The sequence below is a fragment of the Rothia sp. HSID18069 genome, from assembly GCF_003989155.1.
GTDB lineage: Bacteria > Actinomycetota > Actinomycetes > Actinomycetales > Micrococcaceae > Rothia > Rothia aeria.
This window is the reverse complement of record NZ_RBMG01000001.1, coordinates 1,103,091-1,128,789: the sequence shown is the minus strand read 5'-3', so window position 1 is coordinate 1,128,789 and position 25,699 is coordinate 1,103,091. Positions and strand designations below refer to the sequence as shown.

The 25,699-nt window shown below is 54.3% G+C and carries 16 protein-coding genes, 2 tRNA genes and 3 CRISPR repeat arrays; of the genes, 15 read left to right on the top strand and 3 right to left on the bottom strand.

The features are described 5' to 3' along the window. The first annotated feature begins 104 nt into the window (after positions 1-104). From D8M41_RS04955 to D8M41_RS04885, 14 genes are all read left to right on the top strand, one after another. Positions 105-1,202, top strand: a complete 1,098-nt coding sequence (locus D8M41_RS04955; protein WP_094758056.1) for a branched-chain amino acid aminotransferase — start codon at positions 105-107, stop codon at positions 1,200-1,202. Between the two features lie 254 nt (positions 1,203-1,456). Further along, a complete protein-coding gene (locus D8M41_RS04950) occupies positions 1,457-2,185 on the top strand; it encodes a glycosyltransferase family A protein (protein WP_126926510.1) in 729 nt (242 codons plus the stop codon). Positions 2,186-2,249: 64 nt separating this feature from the next. Then, positions 2,250-3,005, top strand: a complete 756-nt coding sequence (locus D8M41_RS04945; RefSeq protein WP_006888677.1) for a fumarylacetoacetate hydrolase family protein — start codon at positions 2,250-2,252, stop codon at positions 3,003-3,005. An 85-nt stretch (positions 3,006-3,090) separates the two neighbouring features. After that, positions 3,091-4,599 (top strand): glutamate--tRNA ligase, encoded by a 1,509-nt coding sequence (gltX, locus tag D8M41_RS04940; protein ID WP_126926509.1) that lies wholly within the window; start codon positions 3,091-3,093, stop codon positions 4,597-4,599. 176 nt (positions 4,600-4,775) lie between these two features. Beyond that, positions 4,776-5,060, top strand: a complete 285-nt coding sequence (locus D8M41_RS11690) for a hypothetical protein (protein ID WP_126926508.1) — start codon at positions 4,776-4,778, stop codon at positions 5,058-5,060. A gap of 2 nt (positions 5,061-5,062) precedes the next feature. Beyond that, positions 5,063-5,395 (top strand): hypothetical protein, encoded by a 333-nt coding sequence (locus D8M41_RS04930; RefSeq protein WP_126926507.1) that lies wholly within the window; start codon positions 5,063-5,065, stop codon positions 5,393-5,395. 266 nt (positions 5,396-5,661) lie between these two features. Next, positions 5,662-5,737 (top strand) — tRNA-Gly (locus tag D8M41_RS04925). Positions 5,738-5,982: 245 nt separating this feature from the next. Further along, positions 5,983-6,456: a CRISPR direct-repeat array (repeat unit 36 nt; unit sequence GTCTCACCTGTGAGAACAGGTGACTTTCATTGAGGG). Between the two features lie 109 nt (positions 6,457-6,565). Continuing rightward, a CRISPR array of direct repeats spans positions 6,566-6,892; the repeat unit is 36 nt; unit sequence GTCTCACCTGTGAGAACAGGTGACTTTCATTGAGGG. 264 nt (positions 6,893-7,156) lie between these two features. Beyond that, positions 7,157-8,332 (top strand): type I-G CRISPR-associated RAMP protein Csb1/Cas7g, encoded by a 1,176-nt coding sequence (gene cas7g, locus D8M41_RS04920; protein ID WP_126926578.1) that lies wholly within the window; start codon positions 7,157-7,159, stop codon positions 8,330-8,332. Between the two features lies 1 nt (position 8,333). Continuing rightward, positions 8,334-9,851 carry a type I-G CRISPR-associated protein Csb2 gene (gene csb2, locus D8M41_RS04915; protein WP_126926506.1) on the top strand — a complete coding sequence of 506 codons (1,518 nt, stop codon included), beginning with the start codon at positions 8,334-8,336 and terminating at the stop codon, positions 9,849-9,851. Next, positions 9,841-12,609, top strand: coding sequence for a type I-G CRISPR-associated helicase/endonuclease Cas3g (cas3g, locus tag D8M41_RS04910; RefSeq protein ID WP_126926505.1), 2,769 nt, complete (start codon positions 9,841-9,843; stop codon positions 12,607-12,609). Before csb2 ends, cas3g begins: the two co-directional genes overlap by 11 nt. Next, positions 12,609-13,664 carry an aldehyde dehydrogenase gene (locus tag D8M41_RS04905; protein WP_126926504.1) on the top strand — a complete coding sequence of 352 codons (1,056 nt, stop codon included), beginning with the start codon at positions 12,609-12,611 and terminating at the stop codon, positions 13,662-13,664. The genes cas3g and D8M41_RS04905 overlap by 1 nt, the downstream gene beginning before the upstream one ends. Before the next feature lie 319 nt (positions 13,665-13,983). Next, positions 13,984-14,244, top strand: a complete 261-nt coding sequence (gene cas2, locus D8M41_RS04895) for a CRISPR-associated endonuclease Cas2 (protein WP_342343137.1) — start codon at positions 13,984-13,986, stop codon at positions 14,242-14,244. A 340-nt stretch (positions 14,245-14,584) separates the two neighbouring features. Next, positions 14,585-14,980: direct repeats of the CRISPR family, unit length 36 nt; unit sequence GTCTCACCCATGAGAATGGGTGACTTTCATTGAGGG. 454 nt (positions 14,981-15,434) lie between these two features. Beyond that, positions 15,435-17,576 carry an LPXTG cell wall anchor domain-containing protein gene (locus tag D8M41_RS04890; protein ID WP_126926503.1) on the top strand — a complete coding sequence of 714 codons (2,142 nt, stop codon included), beginning with the start codon at positions 15,435-15,437 and terminating at the stop codon, positions 17,574-17,576. A gap of 270 nt (positions 17,577-17,846) precedes the next feature. Next, positions 17,847-17,919 (top strand) — tRNA-Glu (locus D8M41_RS04885). Positions 17,920-17,983: 64 nt separating this feature from the next. On the opposite strand, the gene msrA is transcribed toward D8M41_RS04885, so the two are convergent. Then, the gene (gene msrA / locus D8M41_RS04880) at positions 17,984-18,505 is read right to left on the bottom strand and encodes a peptide-methionine (S)-S-oxide reductase MsrA (protein WP_126926502.1); all 522 of its coding nucleotides are present in this window, start codon (positions 18,503-18,505) and stop codon (positions 17,984-17,986) included. 102 nt (positions 18,506-18,607) lie between these two features. On the opposite strand from msrA, the gene D8M41_RS04875 reads away from it, so the two are divergent. Beyond that, positions 18,608-19,504, top strand: a complete 897-nt coding sequence (locus D8M41_RS04875) for a Nif3-like dinuclear metal center hexameric protein (protein WP_006887831.1) — start codon at positions 18,608-18,610, stop codon at positions 19,502-19,504. A 168-nt stretch (positions 19,505-19,672) separates the two neighbouring features. Here D8M41_RS04875 and D8M41_RS04870 read toward each other — a convergent pair whose 3' ends face one another. Together D8M41_RS04870 and D8M41_RS11910 are read right to left on the bottom strand one after the other, a co-directional pair. Continuing rightward, positions 19,673-21,451 carry an S-layer homology domain-containing protein gene (locus tag D8M41_RS04870; RefSeq protein ID WP_006887828.1) on the bottom strand — a complete coding sequence of 593 codons (1,779 nt, stop codon included), beginning with the start codon at positions 21,449-21,451 and terminating at the stop codon, positions 19,673-19,675. A 497-nt stretch (positions 21,452-21,948) separates the two neighbouring features. Beyond that, a complete protein-coding gene (locus D8M41_RS11910; protein ID WP_006887832.1) occupies positions 21,949-25,353 on the bottom strand; it encodes an S-layer homology domain-containing protein in 3,405 nt (1,134 codons plus the stop codon). Positions 25,354-25,699 lie beyond the last annotated feature (346 nt).

Below are 25,699 nucleotides of genomic sequence, written 5' to 3'. Positions count from 1 at the left end.
ACAGCATCCCCACGCGCCACCCGCGCAGTTTAACGATGCGCACCGCTCACCTTCATTCGCGGGCGGCACACTAAGTAATGAACTCTCACGGAAGAAGAACCTCGATGGCCATCGAATTCAGCCACGAAACGAACCAAAACCCCGCCAGCGACGCCCGCCGCGCCGAGATCCTAGCCGACCCCGGGTTTGGCGATTACTTCACCGACCACATGGTCAGCATCGACTGGAACGGTGACTATAAAACCGGCGGTGAATGGTCGAACGCGCGGGTGCACGCCTACGGTCCGCTCAGCTTAGATCCCGCCGCTGCGGTTTTTCACTATGGCCAGGAAATCTTCGAGGGTATTAAGGGTTACCGCCACGCGGACGGTTCGGTGTGGACATTCCGGCCCGAGAAGAACGCGGCGCGCCTGAACCGATCAGCGCATCGTATGGCGCTGCCTCAGCTGCCCGAAGAGACCTTCATCGAATCCCTAAAACAGCTGGTGCAGGCAGACGAAAAATGGGTTCCCAGCGGTGAGGGAGAAGCGTTCTATTTCCGTCCGTTTATGATTGCGACCGAGGCGTACCTGGGGGTTCGCCCTGCTCGTCACGTGGAGTATCACGTGATTGGGTCACCAGCCGGTAACTACTTCGGCACCCCCGAGCCAGTAGACATTTGGCTGTCCACAAAATACGCCCGCGCTGGTGAAGGCGGCACCGGCACCGCAAAATGCGGCGGTAACTATGCTGCCGCCATGATCGCCCAGCTTGAAGGTGAAGAAAACGGCTGCAAACAGGTGATCTTCAAAGACCCGCACCGCAACGATGCGCTCGAAGAGCTGGGCGGCATGAACGTATTCTTCATCTACGGCAAAGAGAACAAGCTGGTCACCCCCGAACTGACCGGAACAATCCTAGAAGGCGTTACTCGCTCCTCAATTCTGCAGCTGGCCAAAGACCGCGGAATGACCGTTGAGGAACGCCCCATCACCCTGAACGAGTGGCGTGACGGCGTGGCCTCCGGCGATATTACAGAGGTGTGCGCCTGCGGCACCGCAGCAGTTATCGCCCCCATCGGAAAGCTCAAAGCCGCTGATTTTGAGATTCCCGCAGCCTCCGAAGGGTTCGGTGAGATCTCCAAGAGCCTGCGTGAGGAACTCGTGGGTATTCAGACCGGCACGGTAGAAGACCGCCACGGCTGGATGACCCGCCTCGTCTAAAAAGCTCACCCCCGCACGTGGCTTTTCGACCGAAACGCACCTTATAGAGGCAGCCCCGGCCGGAAAGCCACGTTTCGCGCTTAAAATCCGTGCCGATTCCCTACCCGCCACCACCGCGCCGGGGTACACTTGAGACAAGCAGAAGGGAGGTTCTGAACCGGGTCACACCCGTGCAGGGCCTCCTTTTGCGCACTCAAAACCACACGGTGCGGGTGCGCGCCACCGATATATCAGGTTCAACCGAGGGAGACCCCATGCACAAGCTGGCCATTATTACCGCCGTAGCCCCCGACCGCGCCGACCACCTGCACGAAACCGCCCAATCCGTGGCCCAAACCCGCAACCACCTCAACATCCAGTGGATCGTGGTGTGGGACGGCGTGAGCACCCAACCCGTCGAACACGCAGACGCACAACTAACCACCGGCAAACTCTGCAGCGGCGCCTCCGTGGCCCGCAACACCGCACTCCCTACGGTCGAGGCCGAATACCTGCTCAAACTCGACGCCGACGACGTGCTCAACCCCGAAGGCGTGGCCGCCACCATCCACCAGCTTGAGAAAAACCCAGACGCCGGGTGGGCCGCCGCAAACATGCTCATCCACGGCACCGGCGAACGCACCGAACACTGGGCCAACACCCCAGAAACCTACCCCGAAGGCGCCCTCGCCGGGCTCTGGACCGTGCCCTTCCCGCTACACCCCGGCGCCGTCATCTACCACACCGACCGCGTACTCCAAGCCGCAGGCTGGCCCGCCCTCAACAGCGCCGAAAACCTGGGGCTGCTCCTGCACGTCGCAGAAGACACACAAGGGCTGCGGGTACCCGACGTACTCGTCTACCACCGCCAATGGGACGCCCAAGAAAGCCAACAAGAATACGCCCCCCAACGCGAAGAGCAAGCCCTCAAAACCATCCGCGCCACCATTAACGCCCGCCGCGGACGCACCGGCCGCGAACCCGTATACTTCCGTACCCGCTAAACCCCGCCGCAGACGCAGACAACCCGGCGGCTGACACCACCGCCGGGCTGGTACCCTAGAGGGTATGCGTATTGCACGATTTACCGTAGATGACGAACTACACTTCGGCCTCGTCGAAGGCGAAGAAGGCGCCGAAACCCTGCGCGTTCTCGCCGGTGACCCGTTCTACAACGGCATAGAACCAACCGGTGCAACCCACCGGCTAGATGATGTGCGCCTGCTCGCGCCCATCATCCCACGCTCAAAAGTAATCGGCGCTATCGCCAACTGGGCGGGCACACCGGCACCGGCCGCGCCACAGTTCTTCACCAAACCCAACACCACCGTGGTAGGCCCCGGCGACCCCGTCACCCTCCCTGACTACTCCGAAGCGGTCAGCCCCGAAGGTGAACTCGCCGTTGTCATCGGGCGCATCGCAAAATCCGTGCCGCTAGAACGCGTACCCGAAGTCGTGTTCGGCTACACCGTAGCCAACGACCTCACCGCCCGCGACGTCATGGACACCGACGCCCAATGGACACGCGCTAAAAGCTTCGACGGCTCAACCCCGCTCGGGCCCTGGATCGAAACCCAGCTCGACACCGACTCGCTGAACATCACCACCTGGGTAGACGGTGACACCCTCCAAGAAGGCAACACCTCCGAGATGCACTACAGCGTGGCTGAACTGGTCGCCGCCGCATCAGAAGTCTTCACCCTCTTACCGGGCGACATTATCCTCACCGGAACCCCCGCAGGAACCACCGTGCTGCACGAAGGCAACGAGGTCGAGGTGGAAGTTGAAGGCATCGGCGCGCTCGTCACCCGAATCCGCAGCTAACCCCCACCCGGCACCAGGTAAGCGGGTACCGAACAGCACCCCGCCCCGCCACCGAAACCTCTGACACATATATAGGAGAACAATAATGACCGAATACCGCGGCCCCGCGCTCGCAGACGCGAGCCAGACCCGCGTCCGTTTCTGCCCCTCACCGACCGGAACCCCGCATGTGGGCATGGTACGCACCGCCCTGTTCAACTGGGCGTACGCGCACCACACCGGCGGCAAACTGGTGTTCCGTATCGAAGACACCGACGCGGCCCGCGATTCGGAAGAGTCGTTCAACCAGGTGCTTGAGGGCCTGCACTGGCTGGGCATTGACTGGGACGAAGGGGTGGGCGTGGGCGGCCCCCACGAGCCGTACCGGCAGTCGCAGCGCATGGACCTGTACGCCGAGGTCATTCAAAAGCTCAAAGACGGCGGCTACATTTACGAAGATTTCTCAACCCCCGATGAGGTGCGTGAACGCCGTAAAGCTAAAGGTGAAGACCCGCAGTTAGGCTACGACAACTATGACCGCACCCTAACTGAGCAGCAGAAAGAGGCGTTCCGCGCCGAAGGCCGCCAGCCCGTGTGGCGCCTGCGCATGCCTGAGGAAGACATTACGTTTAACGACCTGGTGCGTGGTGAAATCACGTTCCGGGCCGGTTCGGTACCGGACTATGTGGTGGTGCGTGCAAACGGCAAGCCGCTGTACACTCTCGTGAACCCGGTGGATGATGCGCTCATGGGCATCACCCACGTGCTGCGCGGTGAAGACCTGCTCTCGTCAACCCCGCGCCAGATCGCCCTGTACCGTGCCCTCATTGATGTGGGTGTTACCGAGTTCATCCCCGAATTTGGGCACCTGCCCTATGTGATGGGGCAGGGTAATAAGAAGCTTTCAAAGCGTGACCCCGAATCGAACCTGTTTTTGCTGCGTGAGGCCGGGTTCATTAAAGAGGGCCTGCTGAATTACCTCTCGCTGCTGGGCTGGTCGCTCTCAGCAGACCAAGACGTGTTCACGGTGGACGAGCTGGTGCAGCACTTTGATGTGCACGATGTGGTGGGTAACCCGGCACGTTTCGACGTGAAAAAAGCCGAAGCCATTAACGGCGACCATATTCGCCGCCTGGATGCCGCCGATTTCCGGGACCGCCTGGTACCGTACCTGCAGGCGGCGGGTGTGCTGGGGGAGCAGCTGAGCGAACAGCAGGAGCAGGTGCTCACGCAGGCCGCCCCGCTGGTGCAGGAGCGCATGCAGCTTCTGGGCGAGGCACCTAAACTTCTGGCGTTCCTCTTCACCGCTGATGAAGATATTACGGTGGCTGATGATGCGCGTAAGCAGCTGAAAGAATCCGCCCCGCAGGTTCTTGCCGCCGCCACTGAGGCGCTCGAACCCATCACCGAGTGGGATTCTTCTCACATTGAGGCGGCGCTGCGTTCGGCGATCGTTGAGGGCCTGGACATCAAGCCACGCCTGGCATTCGGGCCTGTACGCATCGCAGTTTCAGGTGAGCGTATCTCCCCGCCGCTGTTCGAATCTATGCAGATTCTGGGGAAGGAATCATCGCTGAAGAGGCTGCGTAAACTAGCAGCCGATTTGGGGGAGTAGAATATTACTTAGCCCCTTTCTGAAAGTGCCGCCCGACCCGCCGCCTGCCACGCGCAGGGCGGGCCGGGCGGTTCTCTTATACCCCCGTGCACAACCGGTAAGTGGTGTGCGCACTATGGGCGCAGGGTGCGCACAGCTTATGCTTATAGCAGTGCAGGAACCGCTGAGAGGCTACGATGCTGGAGATTTTTAGCAGTAAAAAACGCGTGTGGCGTGCCGTCCGTAAAGGCACGGTGATGGCGTTCGCAAACGCATCGATCATTATGCTCATCGCAACCGTTGCCGACGTGCTGCGGTCTGTGTGGACTATTGTGGCGATTATGGTGGCAAGCCTGCTGGCGTATTTCGCCGCCTACCAAGAGGCACGTTTTGACGACGAACAAGACGCCTGGGAGGCGCGGCAGAAAGCCCATGCTGAAGCTACTGACACCAGCAGCACTGAGCTGGAGAAAGGACAATAAGGATGACCCGCAAAGATGTGGCGCTGGCACTGACGATTTCCGTTGCCGCCCTGCTGCTGTATGTGGGGGTAAAACAAGTGCTGGGCGGGCACTGGGACTGGGTGACGTTCGTGATCTGGGTGCTGGGTGCGCTGCTGTTCGGGTTCGGCATGGTGTACGCAAAATCGTTCCTAATGCGCCTGGTAGATGAGATGAACGAGGACGGCGTAGCCCCCGAAACGCAGCGTAAACGCCAGCCCTCCACCGGCGGTGAGGGCAGCACGAACAGCGACAGCAAACCAGAAACCGGGAAGACCACAAACGAACACCCAAACACGGACAGGAACGGTGCTTAAAGCAGCAGACAAAGGCACGGTATTCGTCGTGACCTGGAGTAACCGTTGGGCCTTGCGCACCCGCCCAGAACCGTAACCATCGCTGAGGCACAGCAGCACCCCGATGAGAAAAACCTCAGAAAAATATTGGCCATGCTCACCAGTGTTTATGCTTGTCAGAGCGTTCTATGGGATAGTTTTCCGGGTCCAGAGACGGAATTTCACGCCCGCCAGGCCCGTGAAGACTTGCAGGGTGCCCAACAGTTCGGTATAGTATTCTTCGTTGCGCGGTTGTAGCTCAGTTGGTAGAGCACCACCTTGCCAAGGTGGATGTCGCGAGTTCAAGTCTCGTCAACCGCTCCACCAAGCCCCCAAAGGTAAAACCTTCGGGGGCGCTTTTGTATTGTCGCTCGGTATTGCTGTGAGGTCTCGTGAGCACCTGGTGCTTACCGTAAATCTCGGGTTTCGCTCGCGGGGGTGTATGTGCAGGTCAGGGCCGTTTTTGTGGTCATATTTGTGGATATTGTAGACTGAAGATCAGTGGTTTAACCCTCGCGCTCGCGTAGCCTCTTGAGATGCCAGTATATTACTGGGGTTTGTGAGGGGCAGTCTCACCTGTGAGAACAGGTGACTTTCATTGAGGGGAGAACATTGTCAAACCTGTTTTTGATGGTGTAGTGGTCTCACCTGTGAGAACAGGTGACTTTCATTGAGGGTTCGAGCACCGCACAATCTGGCAAACCCTGGAATACCGGTCTCACCTGTGAGAACAGGTGACTTTCATTGAGGGGATCTTGGGACAGGCATCTGGCGAGAGTATTTCGACGGTCTCACCTGTGAGAACAGGTGACTTTCATTGAGGGGCAGGTGGAAGACCTGCTAGACCTGTCCGGCGGGAAGTCTCACCTGTGAGAACAGGTGACTTTCATTGAGGGAAAATGGCGCAGTACATCGGGGCAACCACAGAATGGCGTCTCACCTGTGAGAACAGGTGACTTTCATTGAGGGTGGTCTAGTGTCACAATTTGGGCAAGCACTGTGCGGGCGTCTCACCTGTGAGAACAGGTGACTTTCATTGAGGGATCGGCGTGATAGACGACGACCTCACCTCCGCCGTTTCTCCACCCATGAGAATGGGTGACTTTCATTGAGGGTCCCACGGCATCTCCATAGACACGCTCCAGTTCCTCGGGTCTCACCTGTGAGAACAGGTGACTTTCATTGAGGGTAATATTCCACCCGATTTCTGGGTTGCGCTCATGGAGTCTCACCCATGAGAATGGGTGACTTTCATTGAGGGACCTACGCCCAGACATACCCGGGGCTGCTTAACGAGCTCGTCTCACCTGTGAGAACAGGTGACTTTCATTGAGGGACTCCCCCGCCGGAGACAGGTGGCACTGGTGCTGAGTCTCACCTGTGAGAACAGGTGACTTTCATTGAGGGTCGGTGTAGCAGACGCCAGTCTCGGGGTCTGCCAGGGTCTCACCCATGAGAATGGGTGACTTTCATTGAGAGCAGCTAAAAGTTTTCGAGGCAACCAACTTTATGAGATTGAAGACACGTGACAGTCTGGGACTTATAGGCGAAAAGTACTGTTACTATGAAAAGCGGACGTTGAACGTTGGTTTGTATTAGGGCTTCAGCTCAGCCCCAACCATTGTTGTAAACGTTTGCTCCCAACATAGGATACGTTGGGAAAATTACCTTCTACCTCTGATATAGGTAGATGCCACAGAAATATCTAGAACAATAAAGTTCTATCGTCCGAAGGGGATAATGATGTCTGCACCTGAGAAAGTTGATATTAAATTTGAGGATCTGAAGAGGGCATGTGCTCCTGGTGGCGCCTCAACTCTAGTCTCGGTGACAGAGCTTAAACCTGCTGCCGGAGAGCACGCATCAGTTGCTCCAGCTAAGTTTGTTGAGGACTCTAAAAACTCTACTAAGCCGGTTTTCGCTTTTGAAACCCGATATATTGATGGTAAAGCTGCCCGGGTGGTACTCATTGATAGTAAGCAATCACAGCTGAACCGTGCTGAAGCTGCTATTATGCAAGATATCCGTGCAAACGCCCAACCATTAGCAAATATTCCGCGCATTGAGGTTAGTTATGATGCAGGGAACGTGTATGGGGGAGATGAAGAAGGCACACTTTCTTTCACAGACTTAGAACTTCCTCACCGTTTTGCTGACGGGCACATACGCTTTGGAACTATTGAAGGCGTTTTAGCGACAGAACACGAATCCTACCGTGCTCTTCGTAATGCTACTCCTGCTGACCTAAGCGCGATACTTAGTACTACACCTGCCTCAGCTCTTTTTGGTGCTTGGGATGCTCACCGTAAGGTTCGTCAGCTACGTCTTCGGAGTGCGCTCGTGGGTGAGATTATTGGCGTTCTCGCAGATCAAGAGCATGATGGTAAAGAACAAATATCTCATCGTGGTGGTGCCCGTATAGATCCCATAGCTATGGGAATTAAAGTGGGCAAAGTTGAAAGGAAACCATCCACAGATGGTCTTGGAGGGCTCCCGCCTAAGCTTGATAATGATAACTTGGGCGGGGTTTCTTGTAGCAAAGTAATTCGCTCATGGGTATTAAGCTTTGCTACTCTACGTCAGCTTCGTTTTGGCAACGATAATGAGAAAAATATCGTTGGACGGGCACTTCTTGCTGCACTTGGCCTCGTATCCATATCGCGAGCTGAGAATGAACTATACCTTCGTGCTAACTGTGATCTCGTGGAAGCAAATTATCCACTTGTTACATTAGATGCACGGTATGGGCATAAGCGTGATCTCAACCCTATTACGACTGGTGTGGCTGACGACATACTTACGGAAGCAATAACCGAGGCAAAAAAGCTGGGATTAGTTGATTGGAACGGTCAAATTCTTAAGGTATCTGGCAATGATGACCTTAAAGCTGCTGCATACGAAGAAGTAAAGAAGAAATAGAATGCAGGAACTTGGAATTATTGCTCGATTTCCTCTTGGAGTATATACAGGACATAAACAAGATGGTAGCGCAGATACTTTTCCTGAACCGGTCCGTCTACATGCTGCTTTAGTAAGTTCAGCAGCACAGGGCAGCCTTGCTGTTGCTAATGAAAAAGGAGAACTAGAACCTAGTAACGCTTCTCTTAAAGCCCTTAAATGGTTAGAGAAGAACCCGCCAGATGGAATTGAGATACCAGAGAGCCATCCAGTTCATAAAGGTTCTATTCGTTTTACGTATAGAAATATAACTAATACAACTAACATAACTGTAATTTCTCGTCCTAAGGAAGGGCAAATTTCTGATGGTACTGCACTAGGAGGAAATATAGGTTGGTATTGGAAACAAGTACCTGATGATATTGCCAATACGTTAGAGCAATTATGCGATGACGTACCCTACTTAGGTGAATCCACAAGTGTTACAGTTCTTGGATCAGGTGACGTTAGCCCAAACCTGATTCTTGATCTCCAAGGTAATCCTTTAGAAGCAGTTGGGACGATGCTGCGTATTCCTGCACCAGGGCGAACTGATGCCTTGATAGAGACCTATCGCGAGAATAAACTTGTAACGTACGAGTGCTTGACTCAAGTTATGTATTCAACTCCCGAGCCTGAATACCCTGAGGTTCCTTGGAGCCGAGTTGTCCTCCTTGAAATAGAAGGTGAAGAACTTTCCCCAGAAGAACATGTTGCTCTTTGTGTTGCTCTTCATCGCGCGATTATTGCCGGTATAGGGTATGGGGCCTCTAGCTTCTTCACCGGAAAATATCCTAGGGGAGCGGAGGTACCCGCTAACAGGCTTGCTTTCCACTATATTCCTGCGCACTATATTCAGCATTTAGGTATTAAAAATTCTGTGATAGCTATTATGATTCCGGAAAATACCTCACCGGAAGACCTAATACAGCTTGGTCGTAGTTTAAATGCTGTTCCGTATTTGTGGGGCCGTACTTTTGGTAAGCGTAAAGTATATTTTGGCGGACAAATAATTAATGCGCATGAATTCTGGCCTGCTGTTCAGCCTGGTTATAGGCGTCTTTGGAAGCCTCTCACCGCAATTGTGCCAGAAACCCGTCCCGTTAAAAAGAAAGATGGCGGCGCCCGTTGGACTTTGGCAGATTCTGGTTTGCTATCAATCGCATATGTTTGGCGGGATAAATTTAACACAACTGCCAGGGGCGAACAGCGCTACATTGAACTCCGTAACCAGGTGAAGAAGCAAAGCGACGCACAGGTTTATCATGCTCGAACTATACATACACGCCCTACAGCATATGTGCATAAAGTACCGCAGAACGTTATGCCTCAGCCTTGGCGCGGCGTGTTGTCTCTAGGGAATTTGGCTAATGAACGCACCATTATTGCGCTTGGACAATCGAGGCATCTTGGTGCAGGGCTTTTAGTTCCCTATGACGTGCCGGAAGAAGAATTTATCTATTTACAACAAGCATATAAGGAACGCAAAAATGACCAGTAATTTAGGGATTCAGTGCAGCGATTTTTCTGAATTCTTTGCGGCCCTTAATGGAGGCTATGCGCCCTTCACCTGGCAACAAGAGCTTGTAGCCCATATTGTTGAAACCGGTTCATGGCCTGATAGGATTGTGGCCCCCACAGGTGCAGGTAAATCATCTGTTGTAGACGTTCATCTTTTCGTGAATGCTTTATTTGCTTGTGGTACAGGTCCTCGTGTGCCTCGACGCTTAAACGTGGTGGTGGGTCGTCGCGCGTTGGTAGATAGCCAAGCTGACCGGGCACGGGAGATACTGCGTCAGATGACGATGATCCTTGACAAAGAGGAGCCTCTAACGTCTCGTGAGGAAATTATTTATCGTGTTGCTCAAGCCTTGTTATCGTTCCAAGTTCATGACGATGTACGTCCTTTTGAAATCGGGCATATTCGTGGTGAGCTGAGTAACCGTTCGCTTCCCGTTAATGAGATATCGGCGTGCGCTATTATCGCGGCTACTCCGGATATGTGGGGTTCTCGTTTATTATTCCGTGGGTACGGTAGTAGTAAGGGCGCACGTCCACGAGAAACCGCTATTGTATCTATGGATTCAGTTATGGTTCTTGATGAGGCTCATCTGAACCAGCAGCTTCTAGTAACGGCACGTCGAATTGCGCAGCTACAAAAATACGGGGCTGATGTAGGAGTACCCACGCTTCAAGTTGTTGAAACAACCGCAACACCGTCTGAACTTGAAGAAAACCAAAACCAAATCGGCGTTGACGTTTCACAACTGGATTCTCCTCATGATGCTGAACTTCTACAACGGGTAAACTCAGCCAAACGGTTGACTCGCATACCCCTTGATAAATGGAATGGTAAAGCTGAAAATGACGCTGTCATTAATAGTGCTGTTGATGAGGTACTAGGTCTTTGTAAGAAGCTGGAGCCTAATAACGCAGGACAAAGCGAAACTGTAGGGTGCATTGTTAACCATGTTGGGACTGCTGTTAAGGTTGCGGATAAGCTGAAGAAAGAGAATCTCAGCGTCAAACTTATTGTGGGGCGCATGCGACCGTTTGATATGAAAAAACTGCGGGATGACCATCCTAATCTGTTTACGTGCAAAGGGGATTCTTCTATTGACGTTGTTGTGGCTACTCAGACTCTTGAAGTCGGTATTGATCTAGACTTCTCCTCGCTTGTCACGGAACTTGCTCCTGCATCCTCCTTGGCACAACGTTTCGGGCGCGTTAACCGACTGGGTAAACGAAGTGACTCCCAGATAATTGTTTTAGAGCCTGAAAACCCTGACAAGATTAAAGATCCTGTTGTGTTACCTTATAAGGCCGAAGATTTGCGTAATGCTTATGACTGGCTGAATGATTTATCGGCTTTTAAGAGCGTAAACCCTGGAACCATGCTGACGTGCACTCCACCGGCAACGGCACCCCAGAGAATGCTGTACCAGCGCCCGGAACTAGCAGATACTCTTGAGTTTGCCCGCAGTTCTGAAACACCATATGCTGAACCCGATTTCGACCTGTGGCTGCACGACTCCTTAGAAGAGCAAGCCGAGCTGGGTGGTGTAGTTGTCCGTGAACATTTACCATTGAATGATTCCGAAGCGCTGGAGCTTCTTAAAGCTTTTCCACCGATGAATGAGGAAGTCTTTCCTGCCAATATCAAGATTCTTTCAGATATATATAAGGAACTTGTCGTAGGGAATGAAGAACGGATACAACAAGAGAAGGAAAACCCAGATATTTGGCGGAGAGCTTTTGTGTACCGAGCGGGTGAACTCGAAATTTGTTCTCCTGGTATGCGTCTTCGACCGGGCGATGTGCTCGTGATAGACAAAGGCATTGTCTTCACCACCCAGGATGTAGCCATGGAGTTAGGCAAAGCTCAAGATTCTGAAGCGCCATCTGCTGTTGTGTCAGAAGGAATTAAATTCTTTATTTTTGATAATGACATAGAGCATGATGAACATGGATTCTTCAAAAAGTTCTGCGGTTTAACTCCAGACGAAGCTACAGAACTTTGGCAGTCTGAAACAGGACAAACGGGAGAAGTTGTACTGTCTAGCTCTATACGCACTGACCCTCATGCGGGTGATGTAGTTGCATGGTATGCCGTGGTGCAAACAGATACTACGGATGATGACTCTGACGTTCGACAGGAATGGACTCCCTCACAAGGAGCTGTCTATCTGGAAGATCATCAGCATGATGTTGCTGAACGAACGAAAAAGCTCGCCGAATCTGTGGGACTTCGAGAAGAATTCACCCAGGATATTATCTTTGCAGCTGAGCACCATGATGATGGCAAAGCAGATTCCAGGTTCCAAACTATGCTGGGTGGAACACACTCTGATAAGCCACTTGCAAAAAGTGCGGTCCGAACCCGCCAAGAGATCTGGGTATCCCGCCAACGCAGCGGTATGCCTGCTGGATGGCGGCACGAACAGATGTCTGTTGCTCTGGTAGCGACCAGCCGAGCTTCGGGGGAACTGGAATGTTCAGATCTTGCATTGAGGATTATCGGGTGCAGCCACGGGCACGGTAGAAACTCGTTCCAACACACCGACCAAACACTCTTAGGGAAGAATACGAATCATCCCCAGCAAGAAATACTCTACCAGCAGGCGCATGAGCTTTTTCTAACTGGGCATTGGGACGAAATCATGGAAAACACTGATAGGGAATATGGCCCCTATGCTACCGCTTATCTAGAGGCGCTAGAACGTGCTGCGGATGCTCAAATTTCACGGGAAGGACACTGATGTCTACGATTACACTCGCGGGTGACTACACGTCAGCGCTCACCCATTTTGCCCAGTACGGTTTAGCCTCGTTGGCTGAACAGCACCATCCTCAAGGGGTAACTCTTGGATGGACTCGCGAAGCGGTGCCTAAAGCACAGATAACAGTTAAAGGCGCAGACGCACATACGCTCGCTGGCTATCTTCACGGGTTAGCAAATCAACTGAGTAAAATGGAGAGCTGGGTTCAGATATGCAATACGTATGGAGCAAAGAGTGTATCTCCATTTTCTCCACGGGTTAGTAAAATGTCATCTCCTTCAGATTGGAAGAGGCATCAAAAAATCCGGCAAGATATGATTGATAAACTCACTCAGGAAAAGGATTATCTTTCTCTTTGTTGGATTTCATCATTAGGAGAAGCTTCTTACTGGTTCTCTGAAAAAACAAGAAAAGACAAGAAGAACTATCAGGATTCAGGTGCTTCTCGCTGGGAGATGGCGGATCGCGGAAGTGGTAGGGAGTTCGTGCATTATCGACTTCGTCGCATGTGCGAAGAAGTAGCTACATGGCCCATTGAAATGATCACTAATGGGATTATTGGGATAGAGGTAAACGATACTATAGGAAAAAATGCACCCGATTCATGGACAGCAACCGGATTTACTACTCCTCGGCCGACTGATGTTAGTCTGGTTCTCTCTGCAATGATCGGAATGTCTTGGTTTCCAGTAGTACACAATGTAAATGGTTTAAGCGTTACTCCTGGAGCGTGGCCTTCTAATGATGTTGCTCCAGAGAATCTTGTGCTTCCCTTAAGTATCGAAAATATAAAACCAGCTAGACTACGGACTGTTCTTCGTAGTCGCGTATTCGCAGCTATTATAAATCACGTATGTTATGAAGAATCTGAAACAGGCATATCTGGTGATAAGGAAACCTTTAAAGCGTATGGGTCTAGGGAGCAGTTTAAAGCTCATGGCATGGAGGCAGTTGTAAGGTTCCCAGTTAAAACTGTGAGAACTAAATCAAATGCTTATAGATTTATTCAAGAAGGAGAGCCTGTACTACTATGATCTCCACAGACGAGAGCTATTTACCTATCTCCCTAGTAGCTCAAACAGTGTACTGTCCTCGCCGGGCATGGTTAGAAGCAAATGGCGAGACTACCGATACATCTCAAATGCAGCATGGGTATAGCGATTATTAAAGCGTTTGAACGTAGAATCAACACCGAGTTCAGGCACCCAATATTCGGTTACTCTGTTTCGTGGCGTCGCACTATTGAAATTCAGGCGCGGATGATTCTGGGCGTTCTTAATGGTAGCCATTCTGCATACACCGGAGTGAAAGTACGATGAGGCGTGATGACACGCGGCGTACTCTTATTGCGACATTCCGGATGATAAACGTCGTGGACGGATTGCGAAGCTGCTCTTAACCTATGGTGACCGGATACAATACAGTGTATTTATCGTTGATATTATTCCTTCAAAGCTTCTTCGGCTAAAGGACGAAATCGGGCAGCAGGTAGAGACCAGCGAAGATTCAGTACTGTTTTGTGATCTTGGTAGGCTCTCAGAACTTGGCGAAAAGCGTTTTAGCTATGTGGGGCAGTCGCGGGACACCACAGATAATGACGTGCTTATCCTCTAATATATGTATTATGGGCGCGAGCACCTGGTGCTTACCGTAAATCCCGGGTTTCGCTCGCGTGAGTGAAACACCTTGTCAGAGTCGTTTTGTGTCTGAATGATTGCCTCCGATAGACTGAATAACATGAGCGGTTGTCCCTACGCTCGCGAAAGTACCTGAGAGACCAGGAATTTACTGGAATTTTTTAGGTGCCGTCTCACCCATGAAAATGGGTGACTTTCATTGAGGGATCACCCGCAGCGAAGAAAGCGTGAGCCACCACGGCGTCTCACCCATGAAAAATGGGTGACTTTCATTGAGGGTTGTGGTCGTTCGGCGCTGTTAAGCCGTTATACCCTTCGTCTCACCCATGAGAATGGGTGACTTTCATTGAGGGATTCACGGGCATAAAGACTTTTTCAATACCGCCTGCGTCTCACCCATGAGAATGGGTGACTTTCATTGAGGGTGTTTTGCGCCCGTAGTATGGTTTGGTGGGCGCGGGGAGTCTCACCCATGAGAATGGGTGACTTTCATTGAGGGCAGACGATCAAGAAGTATGGTTACCAGGCTGGGTTGTCTCACCCATGAGAATGGGTGACTTTCATTGAGGGGACGGCGACAAGCGAGTAGACGCGCTAGGCGTCTCTGTCTCACCCATGAGAATGGGTGACTTTCAATGAGGGGAGTACCAGGATACGGTTTTGGCTGAGAAATTGGCGTCTCACCCATGAGAATGGGTGACTTTCAATGAGGGTCCGTTGTAGCGTCCCACTCCTTGCCACTGGTTTTATTAAAATATTTTGCGGATTCCGCCCTCAGCATGTGCTGTGCACCTGCGGGGAGGGGGGTCTATACTCTACAGTTAATAGAGAAGGCTCCTGATCGTTCCCTGCACCCGTAGGGTCTGCTAGAAAACGGCTTGCCTGCCCGAAATTTTTTTGGGTGGGTTGGCCGCTTTCTTTTATTTAATTTTCTTTTGCTGTGTTTTCTAACCGTCAGCTTCGCGTCTACCGTTTTTTCATGGGCTGCGGTGATAAAAGTAATTTTTTGTATATTTTCGGTATTCGGTTTGTAAAACCCTGGGAGTTCGCTAAAAATTATGGGTAGAGCATTATTGAGGATGCTTTTGGATGCGTGCCCTGTTTCTTCCGGTTAAGAGTGGTCTTCCCGGTGGTGCGCGGCGCGTTTTTTGTTTCGAAAGGAAACCAATGAACCTGACTCTCGCTTCCGGCAAGGTTACAAAGTCTTTCGTGGCTGGGGCCTTGGCCCTGAGTGTTTCTGGGGTTGCTGTTCCCGCATCGTTCGCTGCCCCTAGCACACCAGAATCGCAGAACGCACCTGCTGCCACGTCTCGCACCTTAGATGCGGCGGCAACTAAAGCTAAGATCACGCAGGGCCTACCGGGCCAGTTCCAGGTCTCGTATTCTAAGAAGAACCATAAGCTGTGGGTGGCGGGAACCGCTGACGGGGACATGCATGTCTCTACTCTCGCCCGCCTTGATGCTGACTCGTTGAAGGTTGAGGCCGTGGCCGAGCTGCCCATCATTAAGGGTGAGAGAGGCTACAATTTTGCGGCCGCTTACGGGGTGGAAGTTGATGATGTTGAGGGAACCGTGTGGGTTACGAACACCCGCGATAACTCCATTTCGGTGTACGACCAGGCCACGATGAAGCTTGTGTGGACTAACCACGGGCTTGATAAGAACGACGCGAACTGGATTGAGCACCCGCGTGAGGTGCGCATTGACCACGCCTCAGGGAAGGCGTTCGTGTCGGGCCGGTTCTATGTGTCGGCTATTGACCTGAAAACTAAGCAGGTTCAGAAGCTGCAGCTTGCGGGTGCCCCTGACGGCGGGGTGCGGTATGTGGGCATGAACATGCACGTCGATTCTCAGGATCACCTGTTGTATGTGCCGGAGCGCACCAGCGGCAAACTGTTTGTGGTAGACACGAACACCCTCAAAACTGTGCGCACCATTGATGTTCACGCAGATACTGAGGGCACTGAGGTTCGCCCTTCTGATGTTGTCATCGATAAGTCTTTGAACGAAATCTATGTTTCTTCCCAGGGCGTGAACGGTGTTAATTCGGGGGTGACCGTGTATGACTTCACCACCGGCGAGTACAAGAAAACGATTGTTTTCGGCACCCAGGCCCTGGCCATGGAGCATGATGAAGAGCGCGACCTGGTGTATGTGAGTGATTTCGGCACCGGCAAGGTTGGTGTGATTGACGGCGCCACCAGCAAAGTCATTGGTGAGGTCGCCATGAACGGTGCGAAAGCTAATGATTTGACCATGCTCAATAACGGCTCGATCGTGGCTGTAGACAAGCAGGATCTGCCAGGCACAGCCCGTGTGCCGTACGTGCTGAACGGTGCCACCGGTGAGGTGAAAACCTCGGATAAGACCACATCGAAAGCGAAGAAAGATAAGGACGGCAGCGAGATCCCCGCCGCCGAGTCAGAGATTCATCCGAACTCCATTATGAAGTTCAAGGCTGAGGTGAAAGCAGGGGATGAGGCGGTCGTGCAGATCACCCCGCAGCAGCGCGAATTTCAGGGGTACCCCACCGAGGCCACCCGCACCGTGAGCTACGCCAACCCGGTGATTGAGTTCCCCGACGGGAAGATCGACATCACCGCAGACTATAAGCTCCACATTAAAGGCAGCGGCTACGTGGGGGAGGGGGCAGCGAAGGGCGTGTACGTGTTCCTCGTCCCTGAGGGGACCTGGAAACCCGGGCAGAGCATTGATCGTGAGCAGGCCATGAACCTGTCAAAGAACGCCGTGTGGGTGCGCCCCGAGCAGCTGAAGGACGGCTCGTTTGAGATTGACCTGCCCATCCCCGCGAACACCCTAGAATACGGCAAGAAGTACACGGTCGGCACCATTGCTGCGCACGACTTGTCGGTGACTAACCGCAGCCTGGACTACTCCGCAATGTTTGAGATCACCAAGGACGGGCAGACCAGCTCTAGCGTGTCCGGCCCGAAGACTGAGCAGAACCAGGGCGGCGGGAGCACCCCGGCGCAGCCCGCCGAAGCTGCGGCTGTGACCGCGCCTTCACCCACCCCCGCCCCCACCGAGCCGGCATCTGCGCAACCCTCAGCAACGGGAGGCACCACCGGTGAGGCGAAGCCCGAGGCCACTCAGGAAAGCGTATCCGTGACCGTTGCTAACGGTAACCACCCCGGCGGTGACTCCGCACCCCAGGCGACCCGCGGCTCCACATCCCGCAGCCTGGCGAATACCGGCGCGACCGGCGTGATTATGCTGGCGGGTATGGGTGCTTTGGCTATTGTGGCCGGTGCGGTGGTGCTGGTTGCTCGCCGCCGCAGTAAATCCTAGCCGCCCCTGGTGCGCTAACCGGCAGGCTGCGTGAAAAACCGCAGGGGCACCCCGCACAACAGGGGGTGCCCCTTCCCGGTGGGTGATGCGTAAAAACCGCCGCAGTACGGTGCCTGAACGGGGAGAAAACCCCGGCGGGAGCCACCCCAAACACCACCCTGTGGAAGTGTCGCAAAACACTGATAGCTGATTTGGTGGTGGGGTACCCGAACTGTATAGTTATATCTGTTGCCGAAACACCCACGGCACATAACGAGAAGAAATTCTCACGGCCCCATCGTATAGCGGCCTAGTACTCCGCCCTCTCACGGCGGCAACACCGGTTCAAATCCGGTTGGGGTCACGCTAAAACTAAAGAATCCCCGGCTCTCAAAGGCCGGGGATTTTCTATTGCCACAGTACTAGGGCTACTTCAGAAGATGGGCGTACTTACGGCGGGCCGCCGCAACCTTCGGGCTGATCACCACAGAGCAGTACCCCTGGAACGGGTTCAGCTCGTAGTAGTCTTGGTGGTAGTCTTCCGCCTCCCAGAACGTCTCAAGAGGTTTTATTTCCGTCACTACCTGAGCATCGAAAAGAGCCTGCGCCCGCACCTTCGCCGCCTCAAAAACCTTCCGCTGCTGCTCGTCGGCATACAGCAGCACCGAACGGTACTGCGACCCGGTATCTGCCCCCTGACGATCCCAGCTTGTGGGGTCGTGGGAGGCGAAGAAAATATCCAGCACCGCGTCCTCACCGATCACGTTCTCCTCAAAATCAACGCGCACCACCTCGTGATGCCCCGTCGCCCCCGAACACACTGACCGGTAATCCGGGTTCGGCACGGTGCCGCCAGCGTAGCCGCACACGCTCGCGCTCACACCCTTAAACTGGCGGAACACCGCATCAATACACCAAAAACAGCCGCCGCCAACCACAAAACTACGCATCGTCCCGCTCCTTCACGAAAACCACTGTCTCACCTGACACCCCATTAAACGCCCCGCACCTTCCGAATATTCCCCGCCGGGTGCTCATGCCACAATAGAGACATGACTGAAACCACCACACCAAACCTAGCGCAGGTTGTTGCCGCCTTCCACGACCTCTACCCGCCGCAGCTGGCCGCCGGGTGGGACGCATCCGGGCTGGTCTGCGGGCGCACCGCCGCCCCCGTGAGGCACGTGCACTTCGCCGTTGATGCCCTCGCCGCCACCGCTGACGAAGCCGTAGAACACGGCGCGGGGCTGCTCATCACCCACCACCCGCTGCTGCTGCGCGGTGCGCAGTTCATCCCCGATACGGATTATAAAGGGCACGTGCTGCACACCCTCATCGAAGGACAATGCGGCCTGCTCGGGGCGCACACTAACGCCGATGCCGCCATTGCGGGCGTGAACGAGGCACTCTGCGACGCCCTGCACCTCACCGACCGCACTGCACTGGCCGAACCTCAAACTCAAGAACTTGGGGGAGAGGAACACCCCGTCGGAACCGGGCGCGTGGGCACACTGCCTGAACCGCTCACCCTGCGTGCCCTCTCCGAACGCTTAGCGGATGCGCTACCGGCAACCGCGGGCGGGCTGCGTATCGCCGGGCGCCCAGAGCAGCGTATTAGCCGTGTGGCACTGTGCGGCGGGGCGGGTGATTCCCTGTTCGAGGCGGTACGTTCCGTTGGGGCAGACGTGTACATTACCGCCGACTTGCGGCACCACCCCGCCAGCGAATTCCGTGAACAAGAGCTCGTGCGCGGCACCGGGTGCGCGCTGATTGACTGCTCCCACGCGGCCAGCGAATCGCTCTGGCTGCAGCGCGCCGGTGAGAGGCTGCAGGCGCTACTGGCCGAACGTGGCCACAGCATTACCTTCACCGTCTCATCACTGAACACCGACCCGTGGGACTTCACCGTATCCACCGGCAGCGCGGCGGGTTCAGCATCCACCCGGTAATTCGCCGTAAAACCCAAACACCTCAACCCACACAAACCCACATTGCGGTGGTCTATGGGGTATAAGGTGTGCGGCGTCTAGAAACGGGAAGGCCCCGGGAAACCCACCACGGGTCCCGGGGTCTTCCACCTTTAGCTGACTACCTCTGCAGGGAGAGAACAGCCGGTGCTATCGCGTCCTCGTAGCATTCGCGTACTGGTACAGGAACTGAGCAGCCTCAGCACGGCTCACTTGAGCGCGCGGGTTGAACTCCTTAGACTGCGCATCAAGCACCACGCCCTTTTGCTGCGCCCACACCATGTCGCGGTAGTAAATGTTGCTGCCAGCGCGCACATCGGTGAACGGTGAATACTTCGGGAGCGTCACGTTCGGCTTACCGGCGGCGCGATACATGAACGAGACAAGGGTCTGCCGGTTCACGCTATCATCCGCATGGAATGAGCCGTCCCCATAATCATTACCAATATTCTGCTGACGAGCCCACACAATCGCCTTATACCGCGGGTTGCTGGTGGAAATATCGCGGTAGGGTGACTGGGCTGGGAGCTGTATATCAGGGGAGCCAGCCATACGGTACAGCGCCTCCACCAGCTGTCCGCGCGTTACACGCTCTGACGGGGAGAAACGGCCATCACGGGCTTCCAGCACATTCTGATCCACCGCCCACGTGGCGCTCTGGTAGTAGCGTTGCGAGGACTCCATATCAACAAACCGGGACTTCTGCTTCCGAACCTCCTGCTGTGAGGTAACCGCAGGAACATCAATGGTGCGGCTAATCGCGCGGGACGGATCCTGCGACTTCACCGACACGGTAACTTCGTACTGTTTAGATGCACTTACCTGCGACCCGTTGACTCCCATTGCCACAATAGCGCCTGAACCATCACCGAACATTGCAGTCTGCAAATCCTGCTCCACCCGCTTCACCACGGTGCCGGTACCCTTTTCACGAAGCACCAGCTCGAAGGAATCGCCCTCATCTAACCGGAAATTTGTGGCCCACACCGATACTCGGTTGTATGACTTGGTGGTATTGATCGTCTCGCCGTTGTACTTGACCCTTGGCTGGGCATCCTTCACCGGCAGATTTGCCCGCGCAATCTCATTCACCTGGCCGTTATGTCGGTTGTACACAATGTAGGCGTAACGCTTCGAAGCATCAACCTTGAACCCCGAGTACTCCAGGGTGGACGTAAAACTGCTGGTGTTTTTACCGTCCTGCGCGGCAAAGGTAATGTCTTTGGAAGCGAGAGGCTCACCCTGAGGCTTCCCGTTCGCGTCCACCTCAACGATCTGCGCGTACGAGGTTGAACCTGCGGGAATATTTGAGAAGTTCAGCCCCTCAACTGTCAGGCTGGCCTGTTTATCCACAGGATTCAGCTGGTTATTGCGAATGGACAGGCGCTGCACCTCACCCGTGACAGTATTGAGCGGAACGCTCACACCCGTCATGGTGCCGTAAAAATACTCGGAGTACACATCCAGCTTAAAGGTGCCAATGCTGTACGGGCCTTTCGCCGGGTCTATAGCATTGCCGGGGACGTTGAGCTGAATTTCGAAGGAACCGTCAGCGTTAATCTTGTCTTTCGGAATTACAGTAGTGTAAAGGTTCGGAACGCGCCGCATCTTCTGCCGCGACCCTTCAACAAACATGGACCGCGGGCCGAATGCAATGGCGAGCGAACCGTCCTGTTCACGGTGCTGCTCGGTGAACCCGGTGCCGCGCACCGTAATGGTTCCGCCCTCAATCAGGTCAAGGTTTGGGGTATCAACGGTCAGCTTGGGGCCGCTGGCTGCGGGCTGCCCAGCGGCTTGTGCGGCGGCCGGAGTTTCGGCTGCTAATGCTGCCGGCGCTAGGGCGGCACCGAGCGGCAAGGCGAGAGCCCCGGCGAGAGTCAGAGCGCATGCGCGCTTGGGCAGGTTGTGCGGTGAGAATGAATTACCCATCAGATTACTCCACTCGTAAAGTAATTTATTGATACCTTCACGGTAGCAAAACGCCTAGTGGGAGTCGAGGAAAACCGCAAAATTACCCCGAAAAGCATTAACTGTAAAGTAAAGGTGTAGAAAAACTATTCATAGATTAATATTCATTAAATGGCTTATTCGCACTTTAGTGTCATTAAAAACAGATATGTATGTTTATATGCTTTAATTCTCTGTATATATATGTTTCATGCGTAAAGTATCTGGGGTGGTCTTAGTATTGTGCAGCACAGTCAAAGATCTATGACCCCCTACACATGCCCCATGGGCCACATTATTGGTGTGCAAACAGGGGAGTGGGACACAGAGGAGAAAATGTTGAATCCGCAGACGCCCCAGAAAACACGGCGCACAATCACAGTGCATTAATACAATGCAGAAAAGAACCCCCGCGCCGCACAATCAGAGGAGATGATGATTGCGCGGCGCGGGGGAGACTCAAGAGCCTGAACCGTTGATTACTTCTTACCGTAAATACGGTGGTAACGGTACAGGAAGGCCGCCATTGCGTCACGGGTAATGGCCTGGCCCGGGCGGTAAGTACGGTCGTCCCAGCCGCGGCTAATACCGCGATCGGCCAGCCAGCTGATCTCGGTGTAGAACAGGTTATCCCCGTTCACATCAACAAATGACGTGTGCCGCGGAGCGTAGAACCGGTAGTCCCTCGCCTGACGGTAGAAGAACGCCGCCATGGCCTCACGGCTGACCGAATCATTCGGGCGGAACGTACCGTCCGGGTAACCGGTAGTAATACCCTGCTGGTACATCCACACGATTTCCTTGTAGAACGGGTACGAGGCGTCCACATCCTTAAACGGAGACCGGTATGGCATCATCACACGGGGGCTGCCCGCCATGCGGTAGAAGAACGCCGCCATTGCACCGCGCTCAATATTATTCTGCGGGCGATAGGTATTATCAGGCCAACCGGTGGTGATCCCCGTGGAAGCAAGCCACTCAATCTCAGTGTAGAACTGATCCGTGGGGTACACATCCTTAAACCGCTGAGCTGGTTTGGGCGGCTCAGGCGCCGGAGGCTGCGGTTTTGGCTTCTCCGGTGTGGGCTTAGGGCTCGGCTTGGGCTGTTCCGGGGTAGGTGTCGGATCCGGTTTGGGCTTTTCGGGCGTAGGCGTTGGACTCGGCTTAGGCTGCTCCGGGGTAGGTGTCGGGTCCGGTTTGGGCTTTTCGGGCGTAGGTGTCGGGCTTGGCTTAGGATTCTCCGGGGTAGGTGTCGGACTCGGTGAAGGCTCGGGGGCCTTGGGAGAGGGTTCCGGGGTAGGAGCCGGCGTAGGTTTTGGACTCGGCTTAGGCTGCTCCGGAGTAGGAGTAGGCTGCGGAGTCGGCTTTTCCGGTGAGGGTGTCGGACTCGGCGAAGGCTCAGGGGCCTTGGGAGACGGTTCCGGGGTAGGAGCCGGCGTCGGGCTTGGGCTCGGCTTAGGCTGCTCCGGAGTAGGGGTTGGGCTGGGCTCAGGCGTTGGACTTGGTTTAGGCGACTCGGGCACCTTGAGCGTAATCTCGGTTGTAGTGTCCAATGAACGGTCGCTCTTGTTGAGCTCCGGCGACGCGAAAGAAACAATCAGGTACTTCTTCGAAGCATCCAATGTACCTGCGGCAATGTTGAGGGTCGCACGGAACTGCCCATCATGCACATCCTCAGCTGCAATACGAGTCATCGCAGCAACAGAATGCGTATCCGGGGTGTTGCCTTCCTGCCATTTCTCAGCCTCCACCACGGCAACATACACGCCGTTCTGGGCGGCAGCACCCACATAGCCGGAACCCGAAACGGTCACAGCACTATCCTGAGTGGGGTCAAGCTCACTCTTGTCAATGCTCAGCTTCGGATCAGCCACCGGCTGCGCGGGCTTGACAGCCACCGGGGAAAGCGCCACCAGTTTCACACCCTCATTCTCAGCTTTTGCGGCCACCACATACTTTTTCGACGCATCCAACAGCGAGCCGGGCACGGTGACAGAGGCGGCAAAGCCTCCATCGTGCAGATCGTTCGCATGCACCAGGGCCTCATTACCAACCGGACTACCGGTAGGCTGGCCCTGCTCATCAGCCTCGTACACGCCAACGCTCACGCCCTTAGCCGCACCTTGGCCGTGGAACCCGGTGCCGTTCACCAGCACTTCATTCGACTCTGCGTCCACCTTAAGCTCGGTGGCAGAGAGAGTGATCTTCGGGTCTGCCTGCTTCTGCGGCTCGGTTACCTTCACGGGGGCTGATGCCTGTAAAAGCCCCGCTTTCAGGGCGGTGCCCTCATCCTGTGCCGCACCCGTCGCACCGGTTGCTACCACGTACTCTGCGGCGGGGTCGAGTGTGTTCCCGGGGACATTAAGAACAGCGGTAAACGCACCATCCTGAATATCTGCACCCTTCACGAAGGCGGCTGCAGCCACAGCGGGGTCACGCTCATCAGCACTGTGAGCGGGGAATGCATCCTTACGCACCAGGTATACGTACACACCGTGCTGCGCCTGCTCACCGTAGAAGCCGGTACCCGAAACGGTCACCGAGGCGCCCTCATCCGATTTAATCTCATCGGTGCTTAAAGTGATCTGAGGGTTCGCCTGTTTTTCAGGTTCGGGGGCGGGCTGCTGTTCCGGCTGAGCGCTCACCAGGCGGTTCATCTGTACCACGGTGGTGAACTCTTGCGGATCCTCAGCAGTGCTCGGGAAAACAATATCCCCATTGGGCAGTGCCACAGCATTAAGTGAGCCGCGGTTTGTGTTTTTAGCGCTCACACCGGTCAGACTGATGCTTCGCTCAACGTTCATATCCTTATCGAGGATAACGATGCGGTTATTCACGGAATCCAGAACGCCAAGCTTATCGCCCACCGTAAATAGCTCACCAATGCTCTCCAGGCCCTTCGCGTGAATCGAGGTTTTGCCATTGAGCACAGTAAACTGCCCGTCGGCGTATGAGAGAACCTGGTATGAGGAATTATGCAGGTAGCTCCAACGGTATACGCGACCGTCGTCGGTGGTGGTTACGCGGCCGTATGAGACGCGCTCAGCAATAGCTGTGCCATCGTCAAAAACCTTCACCGCATCTTTGCTGAAATGGAGCAGATAACCGCGCTGTACCTCCCCCTGCTCATTTGAGATAGTCGTTCCCGAGTCATACACAAATGACCCGTCGGGTAGCGGGGCAAGCATGTTCGCCGTATGCGTGTATTGGGTGCCGTAATACTCCGAGGTATCGGCATCGGGCGCGTTGGCCAAAGCCGGATCTAGGGTTTTCGGGTCGGGCAGCGGCATGCTGCTGAGCAGCCCTGAGGAATCAACCGTAATGTAGTTTTTAGAGGTAAGCACACCCCAGGAGTGGGTGAACTTGTTGTACCCCATCGCCAGGGTTTCCTCTGCGGGGTCAAAGTTGAAACCAGAAACCGGTTGGGCGGGGCTCAGCTGCCCGTCCTCAGTAACGGTGTACCGTTCCAGCTGGTTGGTGTCTGTGGCAGCGATTAGGATTTCACCCGTCTCGGAATTAGCAGCAAAATGCGCGCCGCCCCCAGCCTGCAGCTGCCCGGTTGATACCGTCTGCATGGTTTCGGGGTTAATAATGGTGTAGGTTGAAGCCTCTTTGCCCAAAGCAGATGCGGCAGCGAGGTGAATAATATATTTACCAACTCGCGCACTCTGTGCAGGTGAGCTATCAATGGTCTTAGTAATAACGTTCTTATTAAAAAGATTGTAATCTGCGGCGGTCTTAGTGTTTTGATCAGTGGGTGCTAACCGGGCAGCTGGCTGAACGGGGGTTGCAAGGACGGGTGTGAGAGGCATAGCGACAGAGCTTACAAGAGCGATTGCGCAGATACCCTTCTTCAACCCCTTGCGGGAGTAAAAGGTAGACATGTGTGTATCCAATGCTAACGGTACATTGTTGCTAGAACATATTTAAGGTACCAAAATGCGGGGATGTTAAAAGACAAAAATAGCTAATATTTATGAATATTATGCACATCACTTATAGTGCGCTTGAAATAAAATTCAACTATTACTCTAGTGAAGTTAGGAATATATTCCTGGATATTGCAGATTCAATTTAATATTTATGTTTTCTGCATGTAATAGTTACCCGCTGCAGGATGGCGTGGGTGCAAAAGTCAGGTTGTTGACATACCCGGTATTTACACACCAGCCACCCCGTGAGGCAGCCCCATCCTTACGCCGCTGCGGGCAGTAATGGCACGGGGCCACC

Bases quoted from the DNA above. Each gene is read 5' to 3' on its own strand.
- msrA (WP_126926502.1), bottom strand. From the start codon at position 18,505: ATGCGTAGTTTTGTGGTTGGCGGCGGCTGTTTTTGGTGTATTGATGCG.
- gltX (WP_126926509.1), top strand. From the start codon at position 3,091: ATGACCGAATACCGCGGCCCCGCGCTCGCAGACGCGAGCCAGACCCGC.
- cas7g (WP_126926578.1), top strand. From the start codon at position 7,157: ATGTCTGCACCTGAGAAAGTTGATATTAAATTTGAGGATCTGAAGAGG.
- D8M41_RS04945 (WP_006888677.1), top strand. From the start codon at position 2,250: ATGCGTATTGCACGATTTACCGTAGATGACGAACTACACTTCGGCCTC.
- D8M41_RS04950 (WP_126926510.1), top strand. From the start codon at position 1,457: ATGCACAAGCTGGCCATTATTACCGCCGTAGCCCCCGACCGCGCCGAC.
- D8M41_RS04870 (WP_006887828.1), bottom strand. From the start codon at position 21,451: ATGGGTAATTCATTCTCACCGCACAACCTGCCCAAGCGCGCATGCGCT.
- D8M41_RS11690 (WP_126926508.1), top strand. From the start codon at position 4,776: ATGCTGGAGATTTTTAGCAGTAAAAAACGCGTGTGGCGTGCCGTCCGT.
- D8M41_RS04930 (WP_126926507.1), top strand. From the start codon at position 5,063: ATGACCCGCAAAGATGTGGCGCTGGCACTGACGATTTCCGTTGCCGCC.
- D8M41_RS04890 (WP_126926503.1), top strand. From the start codon at position 15,435: ATGAACCTGACTCTCGCTTCCGGCAAGGTTACAAAGTCTTTCGTGGCT.
- cas3g (WP_126926505.1), top strand. From the start codon at position 9,841: ATGACCAGTAATTTAGGGATTCAGTGCAGCGATTTTTCTGAATTCTTT.
- D8M41_RS04955 (WP_094758056.1), top strand. From the start codon at position 105: ATGGCCATCGAATTCAGCCACGAAACGAACCAAAACCCCGCCAGCGAC.
- D8M41_RS04875 (WP_006887831.1), top strand. From the start codon at position 18,608: ATGACTGAAACCACCACACCAAACCTAGCGCAGGTTGTTGCCGCCTTC.
- D8M41_RS11910 (WP_006887832.1), bottom strand. From the start codon at position 25,353: ATGTCTACCTTTTACTCCCGCAAGGGGTTGAAGAAGGGTATCTGCGCA.
- D8M41_RS04905 (WP_126926504.1), top strand. From the start codon at position 12,609: ATGTCTACGATTACACTCGCGGGTGACTACACGTCAGCGCTCACCCAT.
- csb2 (WP_126926506.1), top strand. From the start codon at position 8,334: ATGCAGGAACTTGGAATTATTGCTCGATTTCCTCTTGGAGTATATACA.